The following is a 19,025-nucleotide window of genomic DNA, read 5'->3' on the forward strand; positions in this document are numbered from 1 at the left end:
CGATCAGCTTCGTTGCTGCGGGACTTGGCTCAGCAGGCACCTATGACAAGCTGGCCGCAGTGCAACATTCAAGTTGCGTGCCAGCTTGATCGAAATAAAAAAATGCCGTAGTTTCAGTTAGTTAAGTCAAGTTCCAGGAAGTACCGGCCGGAATTCTCTCCCGAAATTCGAGCAGTCAGCCCAAATATTAGCCAGCGAACTTACATGCTCAAAAACAGAGCAGACCCGAATCAGGCCTTCCAGCGCCCAACCGCGAAGGCCTCGAGATGCCCCCGGATGTTGTCAGGGTCGAAGACGGGGCCGGCAAAGGCGCCGAACGCCGCGGGCGCTTCGCTGGGCGCCGTGGTGCCAAGCGCCGCGTCGTAAAGATCAGGCCTGAACACCGCCATCGCCGTCCTGACGCCGTCAGGAGTCAGCGTCGTCTGCCCCCACCGCACCATCTGCGCATAGAGCCAGGCGGCCTGCACCGGATCGGGGCGCCCTGCCTCCTCGCGCCCGACCAGGAGGTAACGGCCGCTTTCGCGGAACGTGCCGTCGGGAGAAATCTTCAGGCGTCCCGTCAGGGTGCGCTGGATGACCTCGGCATCGACGCCGATCCGCTCGGGCTGCGCCAGGATCCGCGCCGTTTCGGTCCGATTTTCCGGATGCTCGATGAACGCGGCGGCCTTCACCGCCGCGCGCACCAGGCTTGCGACCACGTCTGGATGGGTCTCGGCCCAGGTCTGGCGGACCGCCAGCACCTTCTCCGCCGCGCGGACCAGGATGTCGGAGACGAAATGCAGGATGTGGCCGATGCCGAGATCGACCGCGACCGAATTCCAGGGCGCGCCGACGCAGAACGCATCGACATGGCCGTTCTTGAGGCTGTCGACCATATAGGGCGGCGGCAGCACCACGAGGCGCACGTCCTCGTCGGGGTCGACGCCCGCCGCGGCCATCCAGAACCGCAATTGATAATTGTGGGTGGAGAACGGGAAGGTCATGCCGAAAGTCAGCGGCTCGGCACCTAGCTTGCGCCTGATGGCAACGACCTTCGCAAGCGCCTTCGCGGTCGCCATCGGGTCGAAACGATCGCCGTCGATCTCCTCCATCAGCGCGGCGTGCAGTGCCGGCGACACCGTGATGGCATTGCCATTGATGCCGAGATTGAAGGGCGCGGCGATCGGCACCTTGACGTGGCCGAGCCCGAGCGAGGACGCGATCGCGACGGGCGCTAGGAGATGCGCCGCGTCGAACAGGCCGATATTGAGCTTGTCGCGCACGTTGGACCAGGACACCTCGCGCACCAGCTCGACGTCGAGCCCTTCGGCGGCGGCAAATCCCTTGTCGACCGCGACGATCAGGGCGGCGGCATCGACCAGCGGAATGAACCCGATGCGGAGGGTGGCGGTCATTTCAGCATCTCCGACGCGGTGATGATCGACTGCGCGATCTCGCCGATTTTCTTCTTCTCGCGCATCGCGGTGGAGCGCAGCAGCACATAGGCCTCGTCCTCGGTCAGGCCCTTCACCTTCATCAGGATGCCCTTGGCGCGTTCGATGATCTTGCGGTCCTCGAGCTGCGACTTGGTCCGCTCCAGCTCCTCCTGGAGCTTGGCAAAGGCGTTGAAGCGGGACACGCAGAGGTCGAGGATCGGCTTGATGCGCTCCTTCTTCAGCCCGTCGACGATATAGGCGGACACCCCCGCCTCGACCGAGGCCTGGATCGAGGCGGAATCGCTCTGGTCGACGAACATCGCGATCGGCCGCTTGACGGCCCGACTGACCTGGAACATCGCCTCCAGCACGTCGCGGCTGGGGTTTTCCAGATCGATCAGGATGATGTCGGGGTCCACCGCATAAATACGGGCAAGCAGGCTCTGCATCTCGCGGATATGGACGACCTGGGTGAACCCAGCCTCCCGCAATCCCTCCTCCAGGATCGCGGCCCGGATCGGGCTTTCGTCGACGATCACGATTTTGGGCGACTGTTCGGCGCTCATAGCTCACTCACGGCAGGTGATTCATCCATAGCACGCCGGAACGCCCTGCAAAGGGTTGTAATTATGGGCAATTGGGACTAGCTGAGGCCCGTCAATCAGGCAGATCAGATATGGATCAGACGGCTGCGCCCAAGGTCAGCTTCGTGTCGCTCGGGTGTGCCTGAGACTACGAATGTAAACTTCTGAGCTGGCTATTCGCAAAACAGCCCGGAGGTGGTTGTCGTCTGGCTCCGAACTCTAGCTAGCATCGCCGTGCGGTGGACTGATCCGACAGATTTCGCGAACGACAATCGACAGCCCGGGAGAGGAGTAGTACGCAGCCTTTGCGAGGTAGCTGCCTGGTCGTAAAGTCAGAGCTTGATGATTGTCGCGCAGATCGGAGCCTCGCTCCGATGCATCAATCAGCCACATTGCACCGGATGCACCTGTCTCAAATTCAAGCCGCTCAGCCCCTGAACTTTCCAGAAGGTCTCGCATCTGTGGTGTGCGCAATGCAGGCTCGATGAGTCGTTCGTCGTCAACGCCAAGCCATTGGACGAGAAAGCCGCCGTCATCCTGACCATCGGAGTACCATGCGATGTCGCCGGCATCGCCCGATAACACAACAGCGTGGCCCTGGTGGCAGGCGATTGATCCCAGCCACGTCGTTACTCGGCACGCACGGGCATAGTCACTTTGGTCAGCCGGATCTCTATGATCGCGCGATCGCTCGATACCCTGCCAATGCGAGAGCTGTTCATCGGCAATCAGCAGGTGAGGACCGCCGGTTGTCGCTATCCAGTTACGTGTTTGGATCATGCATCTATGGATAGCAGCATCTTTCCTTTTCACCGATCGTTATCTGCAAATGTTCGCTCTTTATCGGTTGTGGTTTTAAGCACATTTCACTCGTCACGGCCGGTGGAACGTTCGCGGGCGTCGAATTGTATCCCTAGGAACTGGTCGAGGTCGCCACGAACGCGCGAAATTTTCTCATCGCCCGAACACGCCAGCGGTTGAATTTTATCATCAGATCAATTAGTTGGATCGCATATCCCGACAATTCAGATGCAGGTTCCAGGCGATTACATGGAAAGAGCGCCGCGTATTTCATTCACATCACTCGGCTGCCCCAAAGCATTGGTGGATTCCGAGCGCATCATCACGCGCTTGCGCGCGGAGGGCTACGAGCTCGCCCGCAAGCATGACGGGGCCGACATCGTCATCGTCAACACCTGCGGCTTCCTCGACAGCGCCAAGCAGGAATCGCTCTCGGCGATCGGCGAGGCCATGGCCGAGAACGGCAAGGTGATCGTGACGGGTTGCATGGGCGCGGAACCCGAGCAGATCGAGCAGGCTTATCCGGGCGTGCTCTCCATCACCGGCCCACAGCAATATGAGAGCGTGCTGGATGCCGTGCACCGCGCGCTGCCGCCGGCGCACAACCCGCATCTCGATCTGGTGCCGCCGCAGGGCATCAAGCTGACGCCGCGCCACTACGCCTATTTGAAGATCTCGGAGGGCTGCAACAACCGCTGCACCTTCTGCATCATCCCGAAGCTGCGCGGCGACCTCGTCTCGCGCCCCGCCAACGACGTGTTGCGCGAAGCCGAGCGGCTGGTCGGCGCCGGCGTGAAAGAGCTGCTGGTGATCTCACAGGACACTTCGGCTTACGGCGTCGATCTCAAATATGCCGAGAGCCCGTGGAAGGATCGCCAGGTCCGCGCCAAATTCCTCGACCTCGCGCACGAGCTCGGCGAGCTCGGGGCCTGGGTCCGGCTGCAATATGTCTACCCCTACCCGCATGTCGACGAGGTCATCGCGCTGATGAGCGAGGGCAAGGTGCTGCCCTATCTCGACATCCCGTTCCAGCATGCGAGCCCGGAGGTGCTGAAGGCGATGAAGCGTCCGGCGGCCCAGGACAAGACACTGGCGCGGATCAAGCGCTGGCGTGAGGAATGTCCCGATCTCGCTTTGCGCTCGACCTTCATCGTCGGCTTCCCCGGCGAGACCGATGCGGACTTCGCCTATCTGCTCGACTGGCTCGACGAGGCCGAGATCGACCGCGTCGGCTGCTTCAAATACGAACCGGTCGCCGGCGCAACGTCGAACGCGATCGAGAACCCCGTGCCCGAAGAGGTCAAGCAGGAGCGCTACAACGCGCTGATGGCCCGTCAGCAGAAGATCTCGGCGCGCCGGCTCAAGCGCAAGGTCGGCACGCGCCAGCAGATCATCATCGACGAGGTCGGCCCAACCGTCGCGAAAGGCCGCTCCAAGGCCGATGCGCCGGAGATCGATGGTGCGGTTTACCTCTCCAGCCGCCGCCCCTTGCGCGTCGGCGAGATCGTCACGGCCAAGATTGAACGCGCCGACGCATACGATCTGCACGGCAGCGTCGCGGGATTCTGACGGCGTTTCGCTGTTGCGATCGGTCCAGCCGCAGGCTCACTGCAACCTCTCCCGCTTGCGGGAGAGGTCGGCGCGAAGCGCCGGGTGAGGGCTTTCTCCTCATTGGGAGTCTCTCTGCGGAGGCACCCTCTCCCCACCCCTCTCCCGCAAGCGGGAGAGGGAGCAGACCGCCGCTCGGGCTACATCTTCACGCCAACCACTTCGGCACCCAGCGCTCCGGCCTCGGCGCGCGGGCGAGATCGGCCTTTGCTTCGGACAGCAGCGCCGGCTCGCCATCGATGGTCGGGCGCAAATCGTATTCGAAGCTCGGCATGATGCGGCCGTCGGCATGGAGGCCGAACTTCATCACGTACCACAGGCCAAGCTCGGGCTGTGCGCGGCGCATCTCCTCGCGGAGGTCGCGCAGCAGGGATTCGATCGAGGCGGCTTCCTCGAATGGCTGCGGTCCGCGCGAAAGGACGCGCGCCTCGTACTGCTTGCCGACGATCGCGACCTCGAAATGCGTCTGGTCCCAGGGCTTCTTGCCCTTGGGCAGATGCGCAGCCAGGCGCCAGCCGAGTTCGGCCATCAAGCGGTGATTGGCCCAATAATCCTCGCGATCCCTGCTCCATTTTTCAACGAAGCCGCGGAAGTCGGGCAGATCCGGCGCGCCGTCATCACATGTTGTCTTGTCGCCAGCGGGCTGCCCCGCGAGCCATTGCGCAAGCTCGACCGTCTGACACTCCACATCCGCATGCGGCTTGAGATCGCTCCAGGCGCTGTCGAAGGCCTGCGATGTGAGCTTGCCCAGCAAAGCATCGAGGCTTGGCGCCAGCAATTCGTAATCACCCTCCGACCCCAGTCCCACGATCGGCGGATTGTCGCGGTCGAGACCGGCGCCGTACCAGCCGCCGACGGCCGAGCCATCCGGCAAGCGCATGAACAGCGAGAACCTGTCGCGCAACGGACTGCCGTCGACGATCGGCGCGGAATCGGAGAACTGGCCTTGCAAGGAGAAGCGGCCGACGCTGCCCCACGGGCGCCCCTCGAGCCAGGCGGCAAAATCGACCAGCAGTGGCGGCGCGTCGATGCCCGGCGGAAATGCGCCGCGAATGCTGTCGAGGTCGATTGGGTAAGGCGTGTCGGACAAGGCTGAAAACTGTCTAATTGGTCCCCGTCTTCCTTGGTCTGAACCGCCGTGGGTCCGGTTCGAACCCAATCGCGTTCCATGATCACAAACGCGCCAGCGACCCGATGGTTGCAGCGGGGCGATCGATGAAACGGCGAGACTGCCTGCGCACTGCAATGTGACACTATAATGCATTCACGCAGGAGTCACGGACTCGGCCTAACTCTGCCCGCGCCTTTCAACGCGAGCGAGGAACGAGGATGAGCCGCCTCTCGGACATGCTGCGCACGCAGCGCTTCGACGATTACCGCTTCTACCACCAGAGCACCGTCAACCAGACGCTGCACCTGATCAGCGCCGTCATCTTCCTCGGCTGCTACGCCCTGCTGTTCAAGGACCCCGCTATCGCCGGCATCGTCGGCTGGCTCGCGATGCTGACGCGGCAGACCGGGCATTTCTTCTTCGAGCCGAACGGCTATGACGCCGTCAACGACGTCAGCAACGATTACAAGGAAGCGATCAAGGTCGGCTACAACCAGACCCGCAAGATCGTGCTGCTGCTGGTCTGGGGCAGCGCGCCGCTCGCGCTGTTCGCCTTTCCGACGCTGTTCGGACTGTTCGATGCGCCGACCACTCGCCTCGATTTCATCCGGCACGTCGGCACGCTCTGGCTCGCGATCGGCATCGGCGGCGGACTTGCGCGCATGCTGCAGCTCTTCGCCACGCGCGACGTCACGACCGGCCTGGTCTGGGTGTTCAAGGTGCTGACCGATCCCTTCCACAACATCGCGCTGTACTGGAATTCGCCGCTCAAGCTGATGCGCGGCGAGTTGATCGACACCGCGATTGCGGACGCGGATTGGGGCGATGAAGAGGCCGAGGAAGCCGCGCACCCGACCTGACCGATGCACGCTCGGCGAGCATCTTGCAAAATGCCCGCTTGACAAGTCCTGCCATTCGGCTGTAGGGACGCGCCCCATGATCAACGCCCGGACCAACCTGCGCACCGAAATGCTCCGTCGTCGCTGCCGCGACGACGAGAGGGTGCGCCATGTCCGACGACGCCGCTGAACCACTAAAATTCAGCCAGTTTTCGCAAAGGCCGCACCCGCAAGGTGCGGCCTTTCTGCTTTTTGCGCCCGTTTTCCACCCGCCTCCAGAGGAGTACGACATGACCACCCATCCGTATGACGCGCTGATGGACATCACCGCACGGCCCAAGGCCGTGTTCGTCCGCGGCGCCGGCTCCTACCTCTGGGACGACAGCCGCAAGCGCTACCTCGATTTCGTGCAGGGCTGGGCCGTGAACTGCCTCGGCCACTCGCCGCCCGCGATCGCTGACGCGCTCGGCGCGCAAGCCAAGCGGCTGCTGACGCCGAGCCCGGCCTTCTACAACGAGCCGAGCCTCGAGCTTGCGCAGGCGCTCGTCGAGAACAGTGCGTTCGATCAGGTGTTCTTTGCCAATTCCGGCGCGGAGGCCAATGAGGGCGCGATCAAGCTCGCGCGGAAATATGGCAGCCTGCACAAGGGCGGCGCGTTCGAGATCGTCAGCTTCGAAGGCGGCTTCCACGGAAGGACGCTGGCGACGATGTCGGCCTCGGGCAAGAAGGCGTTCGAGCCGCTGTTCGAGCCGAAGGTCTCAGGCTTCAAGAAGGCGAAGCTGAACGACATCGCCTCGGTCGAGAAGCTGATCAACGACAACACCGTCGCGGTGATGATCGAGCCGATTCAGGGTGAATCAGGCGTGTGGCCGGCGAGCGACCAGTTCCTGCAAGAGCTGCGCGTACTCACCGAGGCGCACGGCCTGCTGCTCATTTTTGACGAGATCCAGACCGGCATGGGCCGGACCGGGAAGCTCTTCCACTACGAGCACACCGGCATCGCGCCCGACATCATGACGCTCGGCAAGGGCATCGGCGGCGGCGTGCCGCTCGCCGCCCTGCTCGCGACCGAGCGCGCTTCCTGCTTCGCGTATGGCGACCAGGGCGGCACGTTCAACGGCAACCCGATCATGTGCGCGGCAGGACTTGCGGTGCTGGAGGAGGTCAAGAAGCCCGACTTCCTGAAGGCGGTCACCGAGACCGGCCTCTTGCTCGAAAGCGAGCTGCAGAAGGTCTCGGCCCGGCACGGCCTCGGCGGCGTCCGCGGACGCGGGCTGTTGCTCGCGCTCGACCTCAAGCTGCCGATCGCACCAGGCATCGTCGCCCAGGCGTTCGAAGCCGGCGTGCTGCTGAACGCGCCGCAGGTCGACACCCTGCGCTTCATGCCCGCGCTGAACGTCACGAAGGGAGAGATCGCCGAGATGATCGATTGTCTCGACGGGATCTTGACCAAGGCGGGTGCGGCACGGCGTGTGGCTTAACTCTCTCCGTGCCCCGGACGCAGCGCAGCGCTCTCAAGGCGATGCGAAGCATCGTCCGGGAGCGGTGCGCTGCAGAGCCGGGGCCCATTTCGCCGCATCGTGCATCGCACTGGGTCCCGGCTCTGCGCCGCAACGCTTGGGCGTTGCGGCTTGTCCGGGACACGGAATTGCAATGTCGCGGGAAAAACTACGGCTTCAAGATCGACGCGCCCGTGGTCTTGCGGCTCTCGAGATCGATATGGGCCTTGGCGGCGTCCTTCAGCGCGTAGGCGTGGTTGATCGGCACGTGCAGCTTGCCGTTAATGACGGCGGCGAACAGCGTGTCGGCGCCTTCCAGCAGCTCCTTGCGCGTGCCGATATAGTCGTTCAGCTTCGGCCGCGTCGCGAACAGCGAGCCGTGATTATTGAGCTCGGCGATCGAGAACGGCGGCACGGGACCCGAGGCATTGCCGAACGAGACGAACATGCCGCGCGGCTTCAGGCAGGACAGCGAGCCCGGGAAGGTCGCCTTGCCGACGCCGTCATAGACGACGTCGCAGCCCTCGTTGCGGCTGATCTGCTTGACGCGGGCGACGAAATCCTCCTCGTTGTAGAGGATGACGTGGTCGCAGCCGTTGGCCTCAGCAAGCTCGGCCTTCTCGCGCGAGCCGACCGTGCCGATGACATGCGCACCGAGCGCACTCGCCCATTGGCAAGCCAGGAGGCCGATGCCGCCGGCCGCGGCATGGATCAGCACGCGATGATGCGGCTCGACCTTGAAGGTCTTGTGCAGCAGGTACCAGACCGTCAGCCCCTTCAGCATCAGCACGGCGCCCTGCTCGTAGGTGATGTGGTCGGGCAGCTTGACCAGCTTCTCCCAGGGGATGTTGCGCTCGCCGGTATAGCCGCCGAGATTGTGGTAATAGGCAACGCGGTCGCCGGGATGAAAATTCGTGACGCCGGGCCCGACCGCGACAACCTCGCCCGAGGCCTCGTTGCCCGCGATGAAGGGCAGCCCCGGCGCCTTGTAGAGGCCGGTGCGATAATAGACGTCGATGAAGTTGAGGCCCACCGCACGCTGGCGGATGCGCACCTCGCCCGGCCCGGGCGCCGGCACCTCGACGCTCTCATAGACCAGGGCTTCGGGGCCTCCGACCTTGTGCACACGGATGGCTTTGGTCATCGCCTGACCTCCTCTTCTCGCCCCTGGAGCCCCATGCCAATTGGAACGGGGCTCCAGATTCCAGTCTTGACGCGTTTTCTTGGCGCGAACCGGTGTCCACTTCGCTCGAAAACGCTCCGAGCGAAAGCCATCGCGCCAGCCTTGTCAACTCGGCGCCGGCTGGGCCGATCACAGGATGATGCGGAACGCCAGCGCCAGCGCGAGCCCGATCTGGCGGGTACGGTGCGCCTGCTGCTCCCGGATGCGCGAGACAATCACCGACAGTCGATACCGAGCACGATCTCGAGCGCCGTCAATGTCAGCAGCGCCGCCCAGGCTTCGGGGCTGGTCAACAGGTGCATCACGCCAAGGGTCACGCCAAGGGTCTCGCCAAGGATCTCGCCAGGCGGATCAAGGCGTCGCTGAAGCTGATCCAGAGCGCGATGGCGCAGAGCACGACGGTGACGCCGGTGCCGACGCGAAAATCCATCTCGAGCGTGTAGAGGCCGAGCACCGCCCAGATCGCGATCAGCGACATCGTCAGCCAGCGCAGCCGCACGACGCGGATCGGATGCAGCACGTGGAACGGCACGAAGGTCAGCACGACGAGCGCGGCCACCAGCAGCGTCGACCACAGCGGCGGCCAGTGCAGCAGGAACAGGTAGAACGCCGCCGCATTCCACAGCGCCGGGAAACCGCGGAAATGATTGTCGTCGGCCTTCATGCGCAGATCGGCGAAATATAATGCGCTGGTGACGATGATGGCGATGCCGAGCAAGGGCGCTGCGACCGGCAGCAGCATGCCGCTCGCCACGATCGCATAGGCCGGCACGAAGACATAGGTGACGAAGTCGACCACGAGATCGAGCACGTCACCCGACCAGTTCGGCTGTACGTTCTTGACGTCGAGCCGGCGCGCGATCGGCCCGTCGATCGCGTCGATGATCAGGGCGACTCCCAGCCATTGAAACATCGCCGCCCAGTGCTCGCGCACGGCCTCGAGCATCGCCAGGAGCGCGATCGCCGCACCGAATGCGGTGAAGATGTGCACCGAGAAGGCCGCGGCGCGGATCGCCGGTCTCGGCTTGAGGGAATCCTGCTGCGTATCCATGGCTTCTGCTATCAGAATGCGGCCGGTTTGCACATCCGCCATTGCGGCGCACGATCGCACAATTCGCCATAAAATCAGGCCAAATCAGCGGGCTTGAATTTGCCGCGGGCCGTGTCAAATGTCTTCCATGACAGACGCATCGACACTCCATGACGCCGCCGTGATCGGCGGTGGACCGGCGGGCCTCGCAGCGGCGATCGCATTGGCCCAGGCGGGCGCGCGGACCGCGCTGGTGGCGCGACGCGTGCCCTATGCCGATAACCGCACCACCGCGCTGCTCGGGGCTTCCATCGACCTGCTGGAGATGCTCGACGTCTGGTCGCGCTGCAAGGACAAGGCGGCCGCGCTGGAGGTCATGCGCCTCGTCGACGACACCGGCCGGCTGTTCCGCGCGCCGGAGGTCCGCTTCTCCTGTCACGAAATCGGCCTCGACGCGTTCGGCTACAACATCGACAACCGCTCGCTGATGCTGGCGCTGGAAGCGCGCGCGGCTGAGCTGGCCAACCTCGTTCGCTTCGACGACGAGGCCGAAAGCGTCGTCATCGAGGCCGACGACGTCGCGGTGCGCACGGCCTCCGGACAGTTTCTCTCGGCCCGCCTGGTGGTCGGTGCCGACGGACGGCACTCACTCTGCCGCCAGGCCGCCGGCATCGCCGTGACACGGCGCGAGCTGAACCAGACCGCGCTGACCTTCAACGTCGGCCATGCCCGGCCGCATCGCAATGTCTCGACCGAGTTCCACACGCCGCATGGTCCCTGCGTGTTCGTGCCCCTCCCCGGCGACCGCTGCAGTATCGTCTGGGTCTCGGCGCCTGCGGAAGCCGAACGGCTCCGCGGCTTGAGCGATGAGGAGCTGTCTGCCGCGATCGAGAAGCAGTCGCATTCGATCCTGGGACGCATGACGGCGGAGCCCGGGCGCAACCTGTTTCCGCTGTCGATCGAGCGTCCGAAATCCTTTGGCCGCGACCGTATCGCGCTGGTCGGGGAAGCCGCCCATGTGGTGCCGCCGATCGGCGCCCAGGGCCTCAATCTCGGCCTGCGCGATGCCGCCGACATTGCGCGGCTCGCGGGCGAGGCCATCGCCGCGGGCCAGGATCCCGGCGCGGACGAGGTGCTCAAGCGCTACGACCGCGCGCGGCGGCCCGACATCCTGAGCCGGACCTTTGCGATCGACATTGCCAACCGCTCCCTGCTCAACGACTTCCTGCCGCTCCAGCCGGTCCGCGCCGTCGGCATGCACCTGCTCGGCGCCATCGGTCCGCTCCGGCGCTTCGCCATGCGCGAGGGCCTGACGCCGACCTGGCGACGTTAGCGGCGAGGACACCTCTCCCGCCTGCCTGCGGGAGAGGTCGGCGCGTAGCGCCGGGTGAGGGCTTTCTCCCCGCGGAGACTTTCTCGACATCCTTCGATAATCCCGACGCGGACCCCCTCCCCAACCCTCCACCGCAAGCGGGAGAGGGAGCGCACCTACCGAGCGGCAGGCAGCTCAATTCGATTGCGCTCCACCCCGCTCACGGAAACGCCAGCCGCCCGCTCTGGATCGCCCACATCACGCTGGTCAGCGTGACCACCGACGCAAAGGTCCCGAGCAACACCGCCACCGAGGCGGATTCGATCCAGGCATCGTTCTGCCGGGCGATCACGAACACGTTCAGCGCCGGCGGCAGCGAGGCCATCAGCACGGCGGTGGCGGCCCAGGGCTGCGCGAACGGGCCGAACGCCAGCATCAGAGCGAACGCCGTGAGCGGATGGATCAGCAGCTTGACCGCGATCACGCCCGGCACCTCCCACGGCACCCGGTCGAACGGGCGGAGCGCCACGGTCACGCCGAGCACGAACAGCGCGGTCGGCGCGGCTGCGTTCTGCAGGAAGGTGATGGTGCGATCGAGCGCGACCGGCAGCTCGATATGGAGCGCTGCGACCGCCGCTCCGAAACAGGCCGACATGATCAGCGGATTGAGCACGATCTGCTTCAGCACGACGCCGAAGGCGTGGACGAGCGAGGGATGGTCGCGGTCGGAGAGCTCGATCAAGAGCGGCACGATCGTGAACAGGAAGATGCTGTCGCAGCAGAAGATCAGCGCCGTCGGCGCGGCCGCCTTCGGCCCCAGCACGGCGAGCGCCAGACCCGGCCCCATGTAGCCGATATTGCCATAGCCGCCGGAGAGGCCCGCGAGCGTCGCTTCGCGCAGCGTCAGCCTGCCGAGCAGCTTGCCGACCACCAGCGCCAGCGTGAACGCCGCAACCGTCGACAGCGTGGTCGCCACCAGGAACGGCGGGTTATTCAATTCCGAAAACGGCGTCTTCGACATGATCGCGAACAGCAGCGCCGGCAGCGACACGTAGAGCAGGAAGAAGTTCATCCAGGCGAGGCCCGATTCCGGGAGGGACTTGACCTTGCCGCACGCGAAACCAACGAAGATCAAGCCGAAATAAGGCAGCGCCAGATTGAGGATATCGACCATTGATGAAGTGTTTTCTGAAGGCTTGGGGGCTATCCGCCCCGGAAACGAAGGTTAATTCCAGATGAGGGCACTAGCATCGGCCACAATCCTGGTCTATCGACGGGGGATGATTAAAGCGCGGACCGCGAAATTCCAGATTGGACAGGTCGTTCGCCACCGGATCTTCTCGTTCCGGGGAGTGATCTTCGACATCGATCCGGAATTCAACAACACCGAGGAGTGGTGGCTGTCGATTCCCGAGGAGGTGCGGCCCAACAAGGACCAGCCGTTCTACCACCTGCTCGCTGAGAACGCGGAGTCGGAATACGTCGCCTATGTCTCGGAGCAGAACCTGCTGCCGGATGATTCCGGCGAGCCGGTCCGGCATTCCCAGGTCGCCGAGATCTTCATCAAGGACAAGGCCGGCGGCTATCGCCCGCGCAATCCCTCGCTGAACTAAAACGCGACGAACAGCTCGGTGTTCACCTCTCCCCAGCGGGGAGAGGTCGGATTGCTTTGGCGCGCAATTGCGCGCCTGAGCAATCCGGGTGAGGGGCCGCAGCGCACAGTGAAACTGTAACCCCTCACCCGGATCGCATCTTTCGATGCGATCCGACCTCTCCCTTCGGGAGAGGTGAACAGTGTCGCTCCATCGGAAACACCAATAAAAAAGGCGCTCGAGATGAGCGCCTTTTTCGTGTCCGGGATTTTCGTCCGATTACTTCTGGCCGGTCGGCGCTGCGCCGGGGGCACCACCGCCCTGCTCGAGCTTCTTGCGCTGCTCCTCGGCCTTCTTCTGAAGCTCTTCCTGGAGCTTCTTCTGGGTTTCCTCGAACACCTTCGGATCGGTCGGCGGACCGTCATAGGCCTTCTGGAATTCGCCGGCGAGCGGCAGCGGCAGGGTCAGCGGCGCGCCGTTGGCATTGATCGCCTGGACAACGAGATTCTGGCCCTTCTTCATGTTGTTGATGAGCTCGGGCGAGGCCTCGTAGTCGGACATGCAGCCGTTCTGGAAGCAGATCACATAGGGTTGCTGCAGCGGCGCATTGTTGTCCACGATGATGCGGGTGCCGTGAACCAGCTGCATGCCGAGCGGCAGCGTCACGCGCAGGATCTTCTTGGGCTCGCCTTCCGGCTCGATGATGACGGCGGCGATGACCGGCTGGCCCGACTCGATGCGACCGTCCTTGCCGGTGAAGCAGACCTGCTTGGCGTTGGCGTCCTGGCCCTTCAGGCAGAACTTGGTCCAGGGAGCGTAGATCAGCTGAATCTGCTGGTCAGCGGGCTGAGCCGCGCCCTGCTGCGCCGGAGCGCCCTGGGCGGGAGCCTGCTGGGCCTGCGGAGACGCTGCGGGCGCCGGAGCCTTGGGGGCAGCCTTCGGAGCGGCCTTCGGGGCCGGGGCGGCCTTGGGCGCGGGCGCGCCAGGAGCCGGTGCGGGAGCTTGGGCCTCAGCGGCAAACGGGACGACCAACGCCGTCGCCGTCAACAGGGCGAGAAGTCGCCCGCGCGGCCGGACGGACGCGGCCAAGTAACGGAAATTCATTGCAGAAAACCCTTTCTGAACGGGAAGTGCCCGAACCGCTCCGAAGCACCGAACCAAGCCGCCTTGGGCGCGGCTCTCTCCCCGTCAATTGAGGCGGATAAGTGACGGGCTCGGCGCTCTTGCGCGATTGCCCGCCTTTTAACGTGGTCGACGAAAAGATCAATGCCGGCAGGCGGCTTTGGCCACATCCTCCGCTGCGCCCAGGGAAATTCCCTGTGATAGGATTCAGGCCCGCCGGTCCTCGAATCACCGTGTGCCGATGTTCATGCTCCCGCGCCTTCTCGAGGGCTCCGGATTCCGCCTTTCCCGTCTCGCCCCAGCCCTCGTTCTGGCTCTCTCCTTCGGGCTGTCGGCGGGCGGCGCACTGGCGGAGGAAGCCCATGCCATCGCCATGCACGGCAAGCCGGCGATGGCTGCCGATTTCACCCACCTGCCCTACGCCAATCCAGGGGCCCCAAAGGGCGGGCGCCTGACCTGGGGCATTCTCGGCACCTTCGACAGCCTCAATCCCTTCATCGTGAAGGGATTGGCGGTGCAGCCGGTCCGCAACTACGTGGTCGAGAGCCTGCTGGCACGCGGCCAGGATGAGCCGTTCACGCTTTACGGCCTGCTCGCCAGGACGGTCGAGACCAATGACGAGCGAAGCTTCGTCACCTTCCGTCTCGATTCCCGCGCCCGCTTCTCCGACGGCAGGCCGGTGCTGGCGGAGGACGTGCTGTTCTCCTGGCAGCTGCTGCGCGACCACGGCCGTCCCAATCATCGGCAATATTACGCCAAGGTCGCAAAGGCCGAGGCGCCCGATCCCCTCACCGTCCGCTTCGACCTGACCGGGGCCAACGACCGGGAGCTGCCGCTGATCCTCGGCCTGATGCCGATCCTGCCGAAGCATGCGATCGACGTTGCGACCTTCGAGGAGACGACGCTGACGGCGCCGGTCGGCTCGGGCCCCTATCGTGTGACCACGGTGAAGCCGGGCGCCAGCGTGACGCTCACGCGCAATCCCGATTATTGGGGCCGCGACCTCGCCATCAACCGCGGGCTCTACAATTTCGACGAGATCAGGCTCGATTATTTTCGCGAGGCCAACGGCCAGTTCGAAGCCTTCAAGCGCGGCCTCTACGATTTCCGCGTCGAGCACGAGCCTTTGCGCTGGCACGACGGCTACGATTTTCCGGCCGCACGGAGCGGCGAGGTGATCCGCGACACCGTCAAGCCGGGCGTGCCGCAGCCGTCCGAATTCCTGGTGTTCAACACGCGACGTCCGATCTTCGCCGACATAAGGGTGCGGCAGGCCCTGACGCTGCTGTTCGATTTCGAGCTGGTCAACCGCAATTACTTCTTCGGGCTCTATTCGCGCGTTGCCGGCTATTTTGCCGGCTCGGAGCTGTCGGCCTATGGCCGCCCTGCGGATGCGCACGAGCGTGAGCTGCTGAAGCCCTTCGCCGCGCAGATCCCGCCCGACGTCATGGACGGCAGCTACCGCCTGCCGGTCACCGACGGCTCCGGGCGCGACCGCACCACGCTGCGTGCCGCGCTCAAACTGTTGTCGGAGGCCGGCTACGATCTCGACGGCACCGTGCTGCGCAATCGCGTGACCAAGGCGCCCTTCACCTTCGAGATCATGGTCACGACCCGCGACCAGGAGCGCATTGCGCTCGCGTTCCAGCGCGACCTCAAGCGCGCCGGTATCGAGCCGACCGTGCGCTCGGTCGATCCCGTGCAGTTCGACCAGCGCCGGCTGGCTTACGAGTTCGACATGATCCAGAACCGCTGGGACCAGTCGCTGTCGCCCGGCAACGAGCAGTATTTCTATTGGGGCAGCGCTGCCGCCGACAATCCGGGCACCCGCAACTATATGGGCGCCAGGAATCTCGCCGTCGATGCCATGATCGCTGCCCTGCTTGAGGCCCGTGAACATACGGATTTCGTCTCGGCGGTGCGCGCACTCGACCGTGCCCTGATCGCGGGCTTCTATACAATCCCGCTGTTTAACGTATCGGAGCAATGGATCGCGCGCTGGAATCGGATAGAACGGCCGAGGGCCACCGCGCTCTCGGGCTATTTGCCGGAGACCTGGTGGTCGAAGGGGCCGCCGCAAGCTCATCAAGCAAAGTGACGCCGTGAACCAGCCAGCCGTATCGCCGACGCTCGACACACTGTTTCAGCGCACGCTGATGCGGCAGCCGCACGCGACCGCTCTGCTCGATCCCCTCAACAAGGCGCGCGTGACCGGACACCAGCCGCGGCGGATGAGCTATGCCGAGGCCGACACGGCCATCGAGGCGCTGTCGGCGCACTTCGTCGAATCGGGCTTGCCGGCCAATTCCGTCATCGCCATCCAGTTGCCCAACACGGTCGAGTTCGTGCTGACCGTACTCGCCGCCCATCGTGCCGGCCTCGTCGTCGCCGTGCTGCCGCTGCTGTGGCGGCATGCGGAGCTGACCGCGGCGCTCAACCGCACCGCGGCGCGCGCCATCGTCACCATGAGCACGGTTGACGGCGTCGGCTATGCCGACCTCGCGATGCACGCCGCCGCCGAAGCCTTCTCGATCCGTCATGTCTACGGCTTCGGAGACGACCTGCCGGAGGGCATGGCCTCGCTCGACGACGTCCTTGCCCGCCCGCCTGGCACCACGCGCGCCGTGATCCAGGACGGCCGCAAGGCGGCGATGATCTCCTTCGACGTCACCGCCGAAGGCTTTCGGCCGGTGCCGCGGCCTCATTTCAGCCTGATCGCCGGCGGCCTCGCGATGTCGCTCGAAGCCGACGTCAAGCAGGGTGCAACGGTGATGGCGGCGTTCACGCCGATGTCGTTTGCGGGCCTCGCCTCCTCCCTCGCGGTGTGGCTGCTCTCGGGCGGCACGCTGGCGCTGCATCATCCGTTCGAGAACGACGTGCTGGAGCAGCAGATCAACGAGCATGAATGCGAGGTGCTGATCGCGCCGGCGCAGCTCGCGTTGCGCCTCGGCGATTCCGATCTCGCCGCGCGGATGCCCAGCTTACGCAACGTCATCGGCCTGTGGCGCGCGCCCGAGCAGGTGGCGGCGAGCGATGTCTGGATCGCGCCGCATGCACCGCTGACCGACGTCTATCTGTTCGGCGAGGCAGGACTGTTCGGCGCCCGCCGCGGCGAGGACGGCATGCCGGTGCCCGTGATGCCGGGACCGCACGGCGCGCCGCGCGAACAGGCCGGCTCCTCCATCGCCGGCGAGATCCTGCTGACGCCGAAGGGCACGCTCGGCCTGCGCGGCGCGATGGTGCCGATCGCGGCCTATGCCCCGCCGCAGCCGGTCGGCGACACCCTGACAGCGCAGCCACCGCGCGACTATGTCGATACCGGCTATGCGGCGCGGCTCGACCGTGCCAGCGGCGCGATCTGCATCACCGCGCCGCCCTCCGGCATCATGGCCGTCGGTGGCTACCGATTTCTCTCCAACGATCTCCAGGAATGGGCGCGCCGGCTCGGCCAGGGCGCCCTGCTCACGGCGCTGCCCGACCGCCTCTCGGGTCACCGGCTGGCGGGACGGGCCCAGGACAATGCCCGCGCCCGCGAGGCGCTCAGCGAGCTCGGGCTTAACCCCCTGATGGTCGAGGCTTTTCGCGACCGCTCCGGGGCGGCCTAGGCACAGTTTCGGCGCCTGCGTTGACGCAGCATTAAGGCGGCCAAACTAGATTGCGCGGCATCTGTTGCGTGATTTGAGTCTTTCGATGTCCCAGGCGGGCCCGATCCTGTTTGTGTCCGACGCCCACCGCCCCGCCTTCGTGGCGGCGCTGGACGAGGCCCGGCTCTTTCCCATGGTCGACACCGATTGGGCCGGCGCGGCGCGCGCGGTCGAAGCGGTGCAGCCGGCCGCGGTTCTCGCTGCGATGCATGCCGGACACGAGCCGCATGTGGCGGCGCTTGCAAAGAAAATTGCCGATCAATCGCCTTACCTTCCCTTCGTGACCCTGGATGCGGCGGGCATGCTGCCGCACAACGCCCTGCCCTTCTCCTCGCGCGGCGGCAATCCCGACCGCCTGATCGCGCGGCTCCGTGCCGCGCTACGCGTTCGCACGCTGCACGCAACGGTGCTGCGCCGGCTGCCCGAAGCGAAGGTCGCGCTGCCGGAGGGCGATCCCGCACGCGACGCCACCGTGCTGCTGATCGGTCGCGGCGCGGCCTATCCTGCGCTCTCCGTCGCTCTGGGTGAGCGCGTCGGCGTGGTCGGTGCGCTCTCGATCGAGGCCGCCGCCAAGCACCTCAACACCCGTGACCTCGACGGCGTCGTGCTCGCCGAAGGTTTTACCGCGCGCGTGACCGATGCCTTCCTCACGGTGCTCGCCGAGGATACCCGCTTCCGCAGCCTGCCCGTGGTCGTCACCGCGCACCAGCTGACGCAAACTTACGACCTGCCCAATCTCGAGCTGATCCCGGGCGAGCCGGCCAAGATCGCCGCCAACGCGCTGCCCTTGATCCGCCAGCACGCGATGGAAGCGCAGCTGAGCCGCACGCTGCGCTCGATCGACGCCGGCGGCTGGATCGATCCGCGCAGTGGCCTGCTCACGGTGGAAGCCTTCGCCCGCGACTTTGCCAAGGCGGTCGAGCAGACGCTGGCCCGCGGCGGCGGCCTGTCGGTCGCCCGCTTCGCCTTCGATCCCAATAATTCCCGCGCCCAGCTCGATGCCGCGCGCATCCTCAGCCGCCTGATGCGGCAGATGGATTTTGGCGCGGCGCAGAAGGATGGCTCCGTCATCGTCGTGTTCGCGGAGACCGACTTCCGCACGGCCCACATGATCGCGCGCCGCCTCTCGGCGGTAATGCGGCACACCTCCAACGGCAAGCACGAGATGCGCAGCGATCCCGTGGTCAGCGTGGACTCGCTGTCGCCGTCGGATACGGCACGGTCGCTGCTGGCGCGGCTGTCCGCCGACGCGTCGCGGGCGGCATCGTAGTCATCCGCCAGCTTC

At 65.2% G+C, this 19,025-nt stretch carries 16 protein-coding genes and 1 pseudogene; 8 read left to right on the forward strand and 9 right to left on the reverse strand.

Annotated features, from left to right (window positions below; genetic code table 11):
* Positions 1-230 precede the first annotated feature (230 nt).
* From CVM73_RS03265 to CVM73_RS03275, 3 genes are all read right to left on the reverse strand, one after another.
* Positions 231-1,394, reverse strand: coding sequence for a CmpA/NrtA family ABC transporter substrate-binding protein (locus tag CVM73_RS03265; RefSeq protein ID WP_100230570.1), 1,164 nt, complete (start codon positions 1,392-1,394; stop codon positions 231-233).
* Positions 1,391-1,981 carry an ANTAR domain-containing response regulator gene (locus CVM73_RS03270; protein WP_008564898.1) on the reverse strand — a complete coding sequence of 197 codons (591 nt, stop codon included), beginning with the start codon at positions 1,979-1,981 and terminating at the stop codon, positions 1,391-1,393. The genes CVM73_RS03265 and CVM73_RS03270 overlap by 4 nt, the downstream gene beginning before the upstream one ends.
* 237 nt (positions 1,982-2,218) lie before the next feature.
* Positions 2,219-2,779, reverse strand: a complete 561-nt coding sequence (locus CVM73_RS03275; RefSeq protein WP_100230571.1) for an Imm21 family immunity protein — start codon at positions 2,777-2,779, stop codon at positions 2,219-2,221.
* Positions 2,780-3,049: 270 nt separating this feature from the next.
* On the opposite strand from CVM73_RS03275, the gene rimO reads away from it, so the two are divergent.
* Entirely contained in the window at positions 3,050-4,369 is a 1,320-nt protein-coding gene (gene rimO, locus CVM73_RS03280) for a 30S ribosomal protein S12 methylthiotransferase RimO (RefSeq protein ID WP_100230796.1), read from the forward strand.
* Positions 4,370-4,556: 187 nt separating this feature from the next.
* Here rimO and CVM73_RS03285 read toward each other — a convergent pair whose 3' ends face one another.
* On the reverse strand, positions 4,557-5,498 hold the full coding sequence (locus tag CVM73_RS03285; protein ID WP_100230572.1) for a hypothetical protein: 942 nt from the start codon (positions 5,496-5,498) through the stop codon (positions 4,557-4,559).
* A gap of 239 nt (positions 5,499-5,737) precedes the next feature.
* Here CVM73_RS03285 and CVM73_RS03290 point away from each other — a divergent pair, with 239 nt between their 5' ends.
* Together CVM73_RS03290 and CVM73_RS03295 are read left to right on the forward strand one after the other, a co-directional pair.
* Positions 5,738-6,379: a hypothetical protein gene (locus tag CVM73_RS03290; RefSeq protein WP_100230573.1), complete on the forward strand. Its 642-nt coding sequence runs from the start codon at positions 5,738-5,740 to the stop codon at positions 6,377-6,379.
* 269 nt (positions 6,380-6,648) lie between these two features.
* Positions 6,649-7,839, forward strand: a complete 1,191-nt coding sequence (locus CVM73_RS03295) for an acetylornithine transaminase (RefSeq protein ID WP_100230574.1) — start codon at positions 6,649-6,651, stop codon at positions 7,837-7,839.
* Positions 7,840-8,026: 187 nt separating this feature from the next.
* On the opposite strand, the gene CVM73_RS03300 is transcribed toward CVM73_RS03295, so the two are convergent.
* The 3 genes and pseudogenes from CVM73_RS03300 to pcsA all read right to left on the reverse strand — a co-directional run bounded on the left by CVM73_RS03300 (position 8,027) and on the right by pcsA (position 10,133).
* On the reverse strand, positions 8,027-9,001 hold the full coding sequence (locus CVM73_RS03300) for a quinone oxidoreductase family protein (RefSeq protein WP_100230575.1): 975 nt from the start codon (positions 8,999-9,001) through the stop codon (positions 8,027-8,029).
* A gap of 171 nt (positions 9,002-9,172) precedes the next feature.
* A pseudogene (locus CVM73_RS39060) lies at positions 9,173-9,345 on the reverse strand (TerC family protein); the annotation flags it as partial.
* A gap of 8 nt (positions 9,346-9,353) precedes the next feature.
* Positions 9,354-10,133, reverse strand: a complete 780-nt coding sequence (gene pcsA / locus CVM73_RS03310; protein ID WP_167406597.1) for a phosphatidylcholine synthase — start codon at positions 10,131-10,133, stop codon at positions 9,354-9,356.
* Positions 10,134-10,218: 85 nt separating this feature from the next.
* Between pcsA and CVM73_RS03315 the strand changes: the two genes are divergently transcribed.
* Positions 10,219-11,403, forward strand: coding sequence for a UbiH/UbiF family hydroxylase (locus CVM73_RS03315; protein WP_100230578.1), 1,185 nt, complete (start codon positions 10,219-10,221; stop codon positions 11,401-11,403).
* A gap of 199 nt (positions 11,404-11,602) precedes the next feature.
* Here CVM73_RS03315 and CVM73_RS03320 read toward each other — a convergent pair whose 3' ends face one another.
* Positions 11,603-12,556, reverse strand: a complete 954-nt coding sequence (locus tag CVM73_RS03320; protein ID WP_100230579.1) for an AEC family transporter — start codon at positions 12,554-12,556, stop codon at positions 11,603-11,605.
* Between the two features lie 106 nt (positions 12,557-12,662).
* Between CVM73_RS03320 and hspQ the strand changes: the two genes are divergently transcribed.
* The gene (gene hspQ, locus CVM73_RS03325) at positions 12,663-12,995 is read left to right on the forward strand and encodes a heat shock protein HspQ (RefSeq protein ID WP_028178766.1); all 333 of its coding nucleotides are present in this window, start codon (positions 12,663-12,665) and stop codon (positions 12,993-12,995) included.
* Between the two features lie 258 nt (positions 12,996-13,253).
* On the opposite strand, the gene CVM73_RS03330 is transcribed toward hspQ, so the two are convergent.
* On the reverse strand, positions 13,254-14,078 hold the full coding sequence (locus CVM73_RS03330; RefSeq protein ID WP_100230580.1) for an invasion associated locus B family protein: 825 nt from the start codon (positions 14,076-14,078) through the stop codon (positions 13,254-13,256).
* Between the two features lie 259 nt (positions 14,079-14,337).
* Between CVM73_RS03330 and CVM73_RS03335 the strand changes: the two genes are divergently transcribed.
* The 3 genes from CVM73_RS03335 (at position 14,338) to CVM73_RS03345 (ending at position 19,010) form a co-directional block, all read left to right on the forward strand.
* A complete protein-coding gene (locus CVM73_RS03335; protein ID WP_167406598.1) occupies positions 14,338-16,194 on the forward strand; it encodes an extracellular solute-binding protein in 1,857 nt (618 codons plus the stop codon).
* Between the two features lie 4 nt (positions 16,195-16,198).
* Positions 16,199-17,701 carry a class I adenylate-forming enzyme family protein gene (locus CVM73_RS03340; protein WP_100230582.1) on the forward strand — a complete coding sequence of 501 codons (1,503 nt, stop codon included), beginning with the start codon at positions 16,199-16,201 and terminating at the stop codon, positions 17,699-17,701.
* A gap of 85 nt (positions 17,702-17,786) precedes the next feature.
* Positions 17,787-19,010 carry a hypothetical protein gene (locus CVM73_RS03345; RefSeq protein ID WP_100230583.1) on the forward strand — a complete coding sequence of 408 codons (1,224 nt, stop codon included), beginning with the start codon at positions 17,787-17,789 and terminating at the stop codon, positions 19,008-19,010.
* Positions 19,011-19,025 lie beyond the last annotated feature (15 nt).

This window comes from Bradyrhizobium forestalis (genome assembly GCF_002795245.1).
In the GTDB taxonomy this organism is placed as follows: Bacteria; Pseudomonadota; Alphaproteobacteria; order Rhizobiales; family Xanthobacteraceae; genus Bradyrhizobium; species Bradyrhizobium forestalis.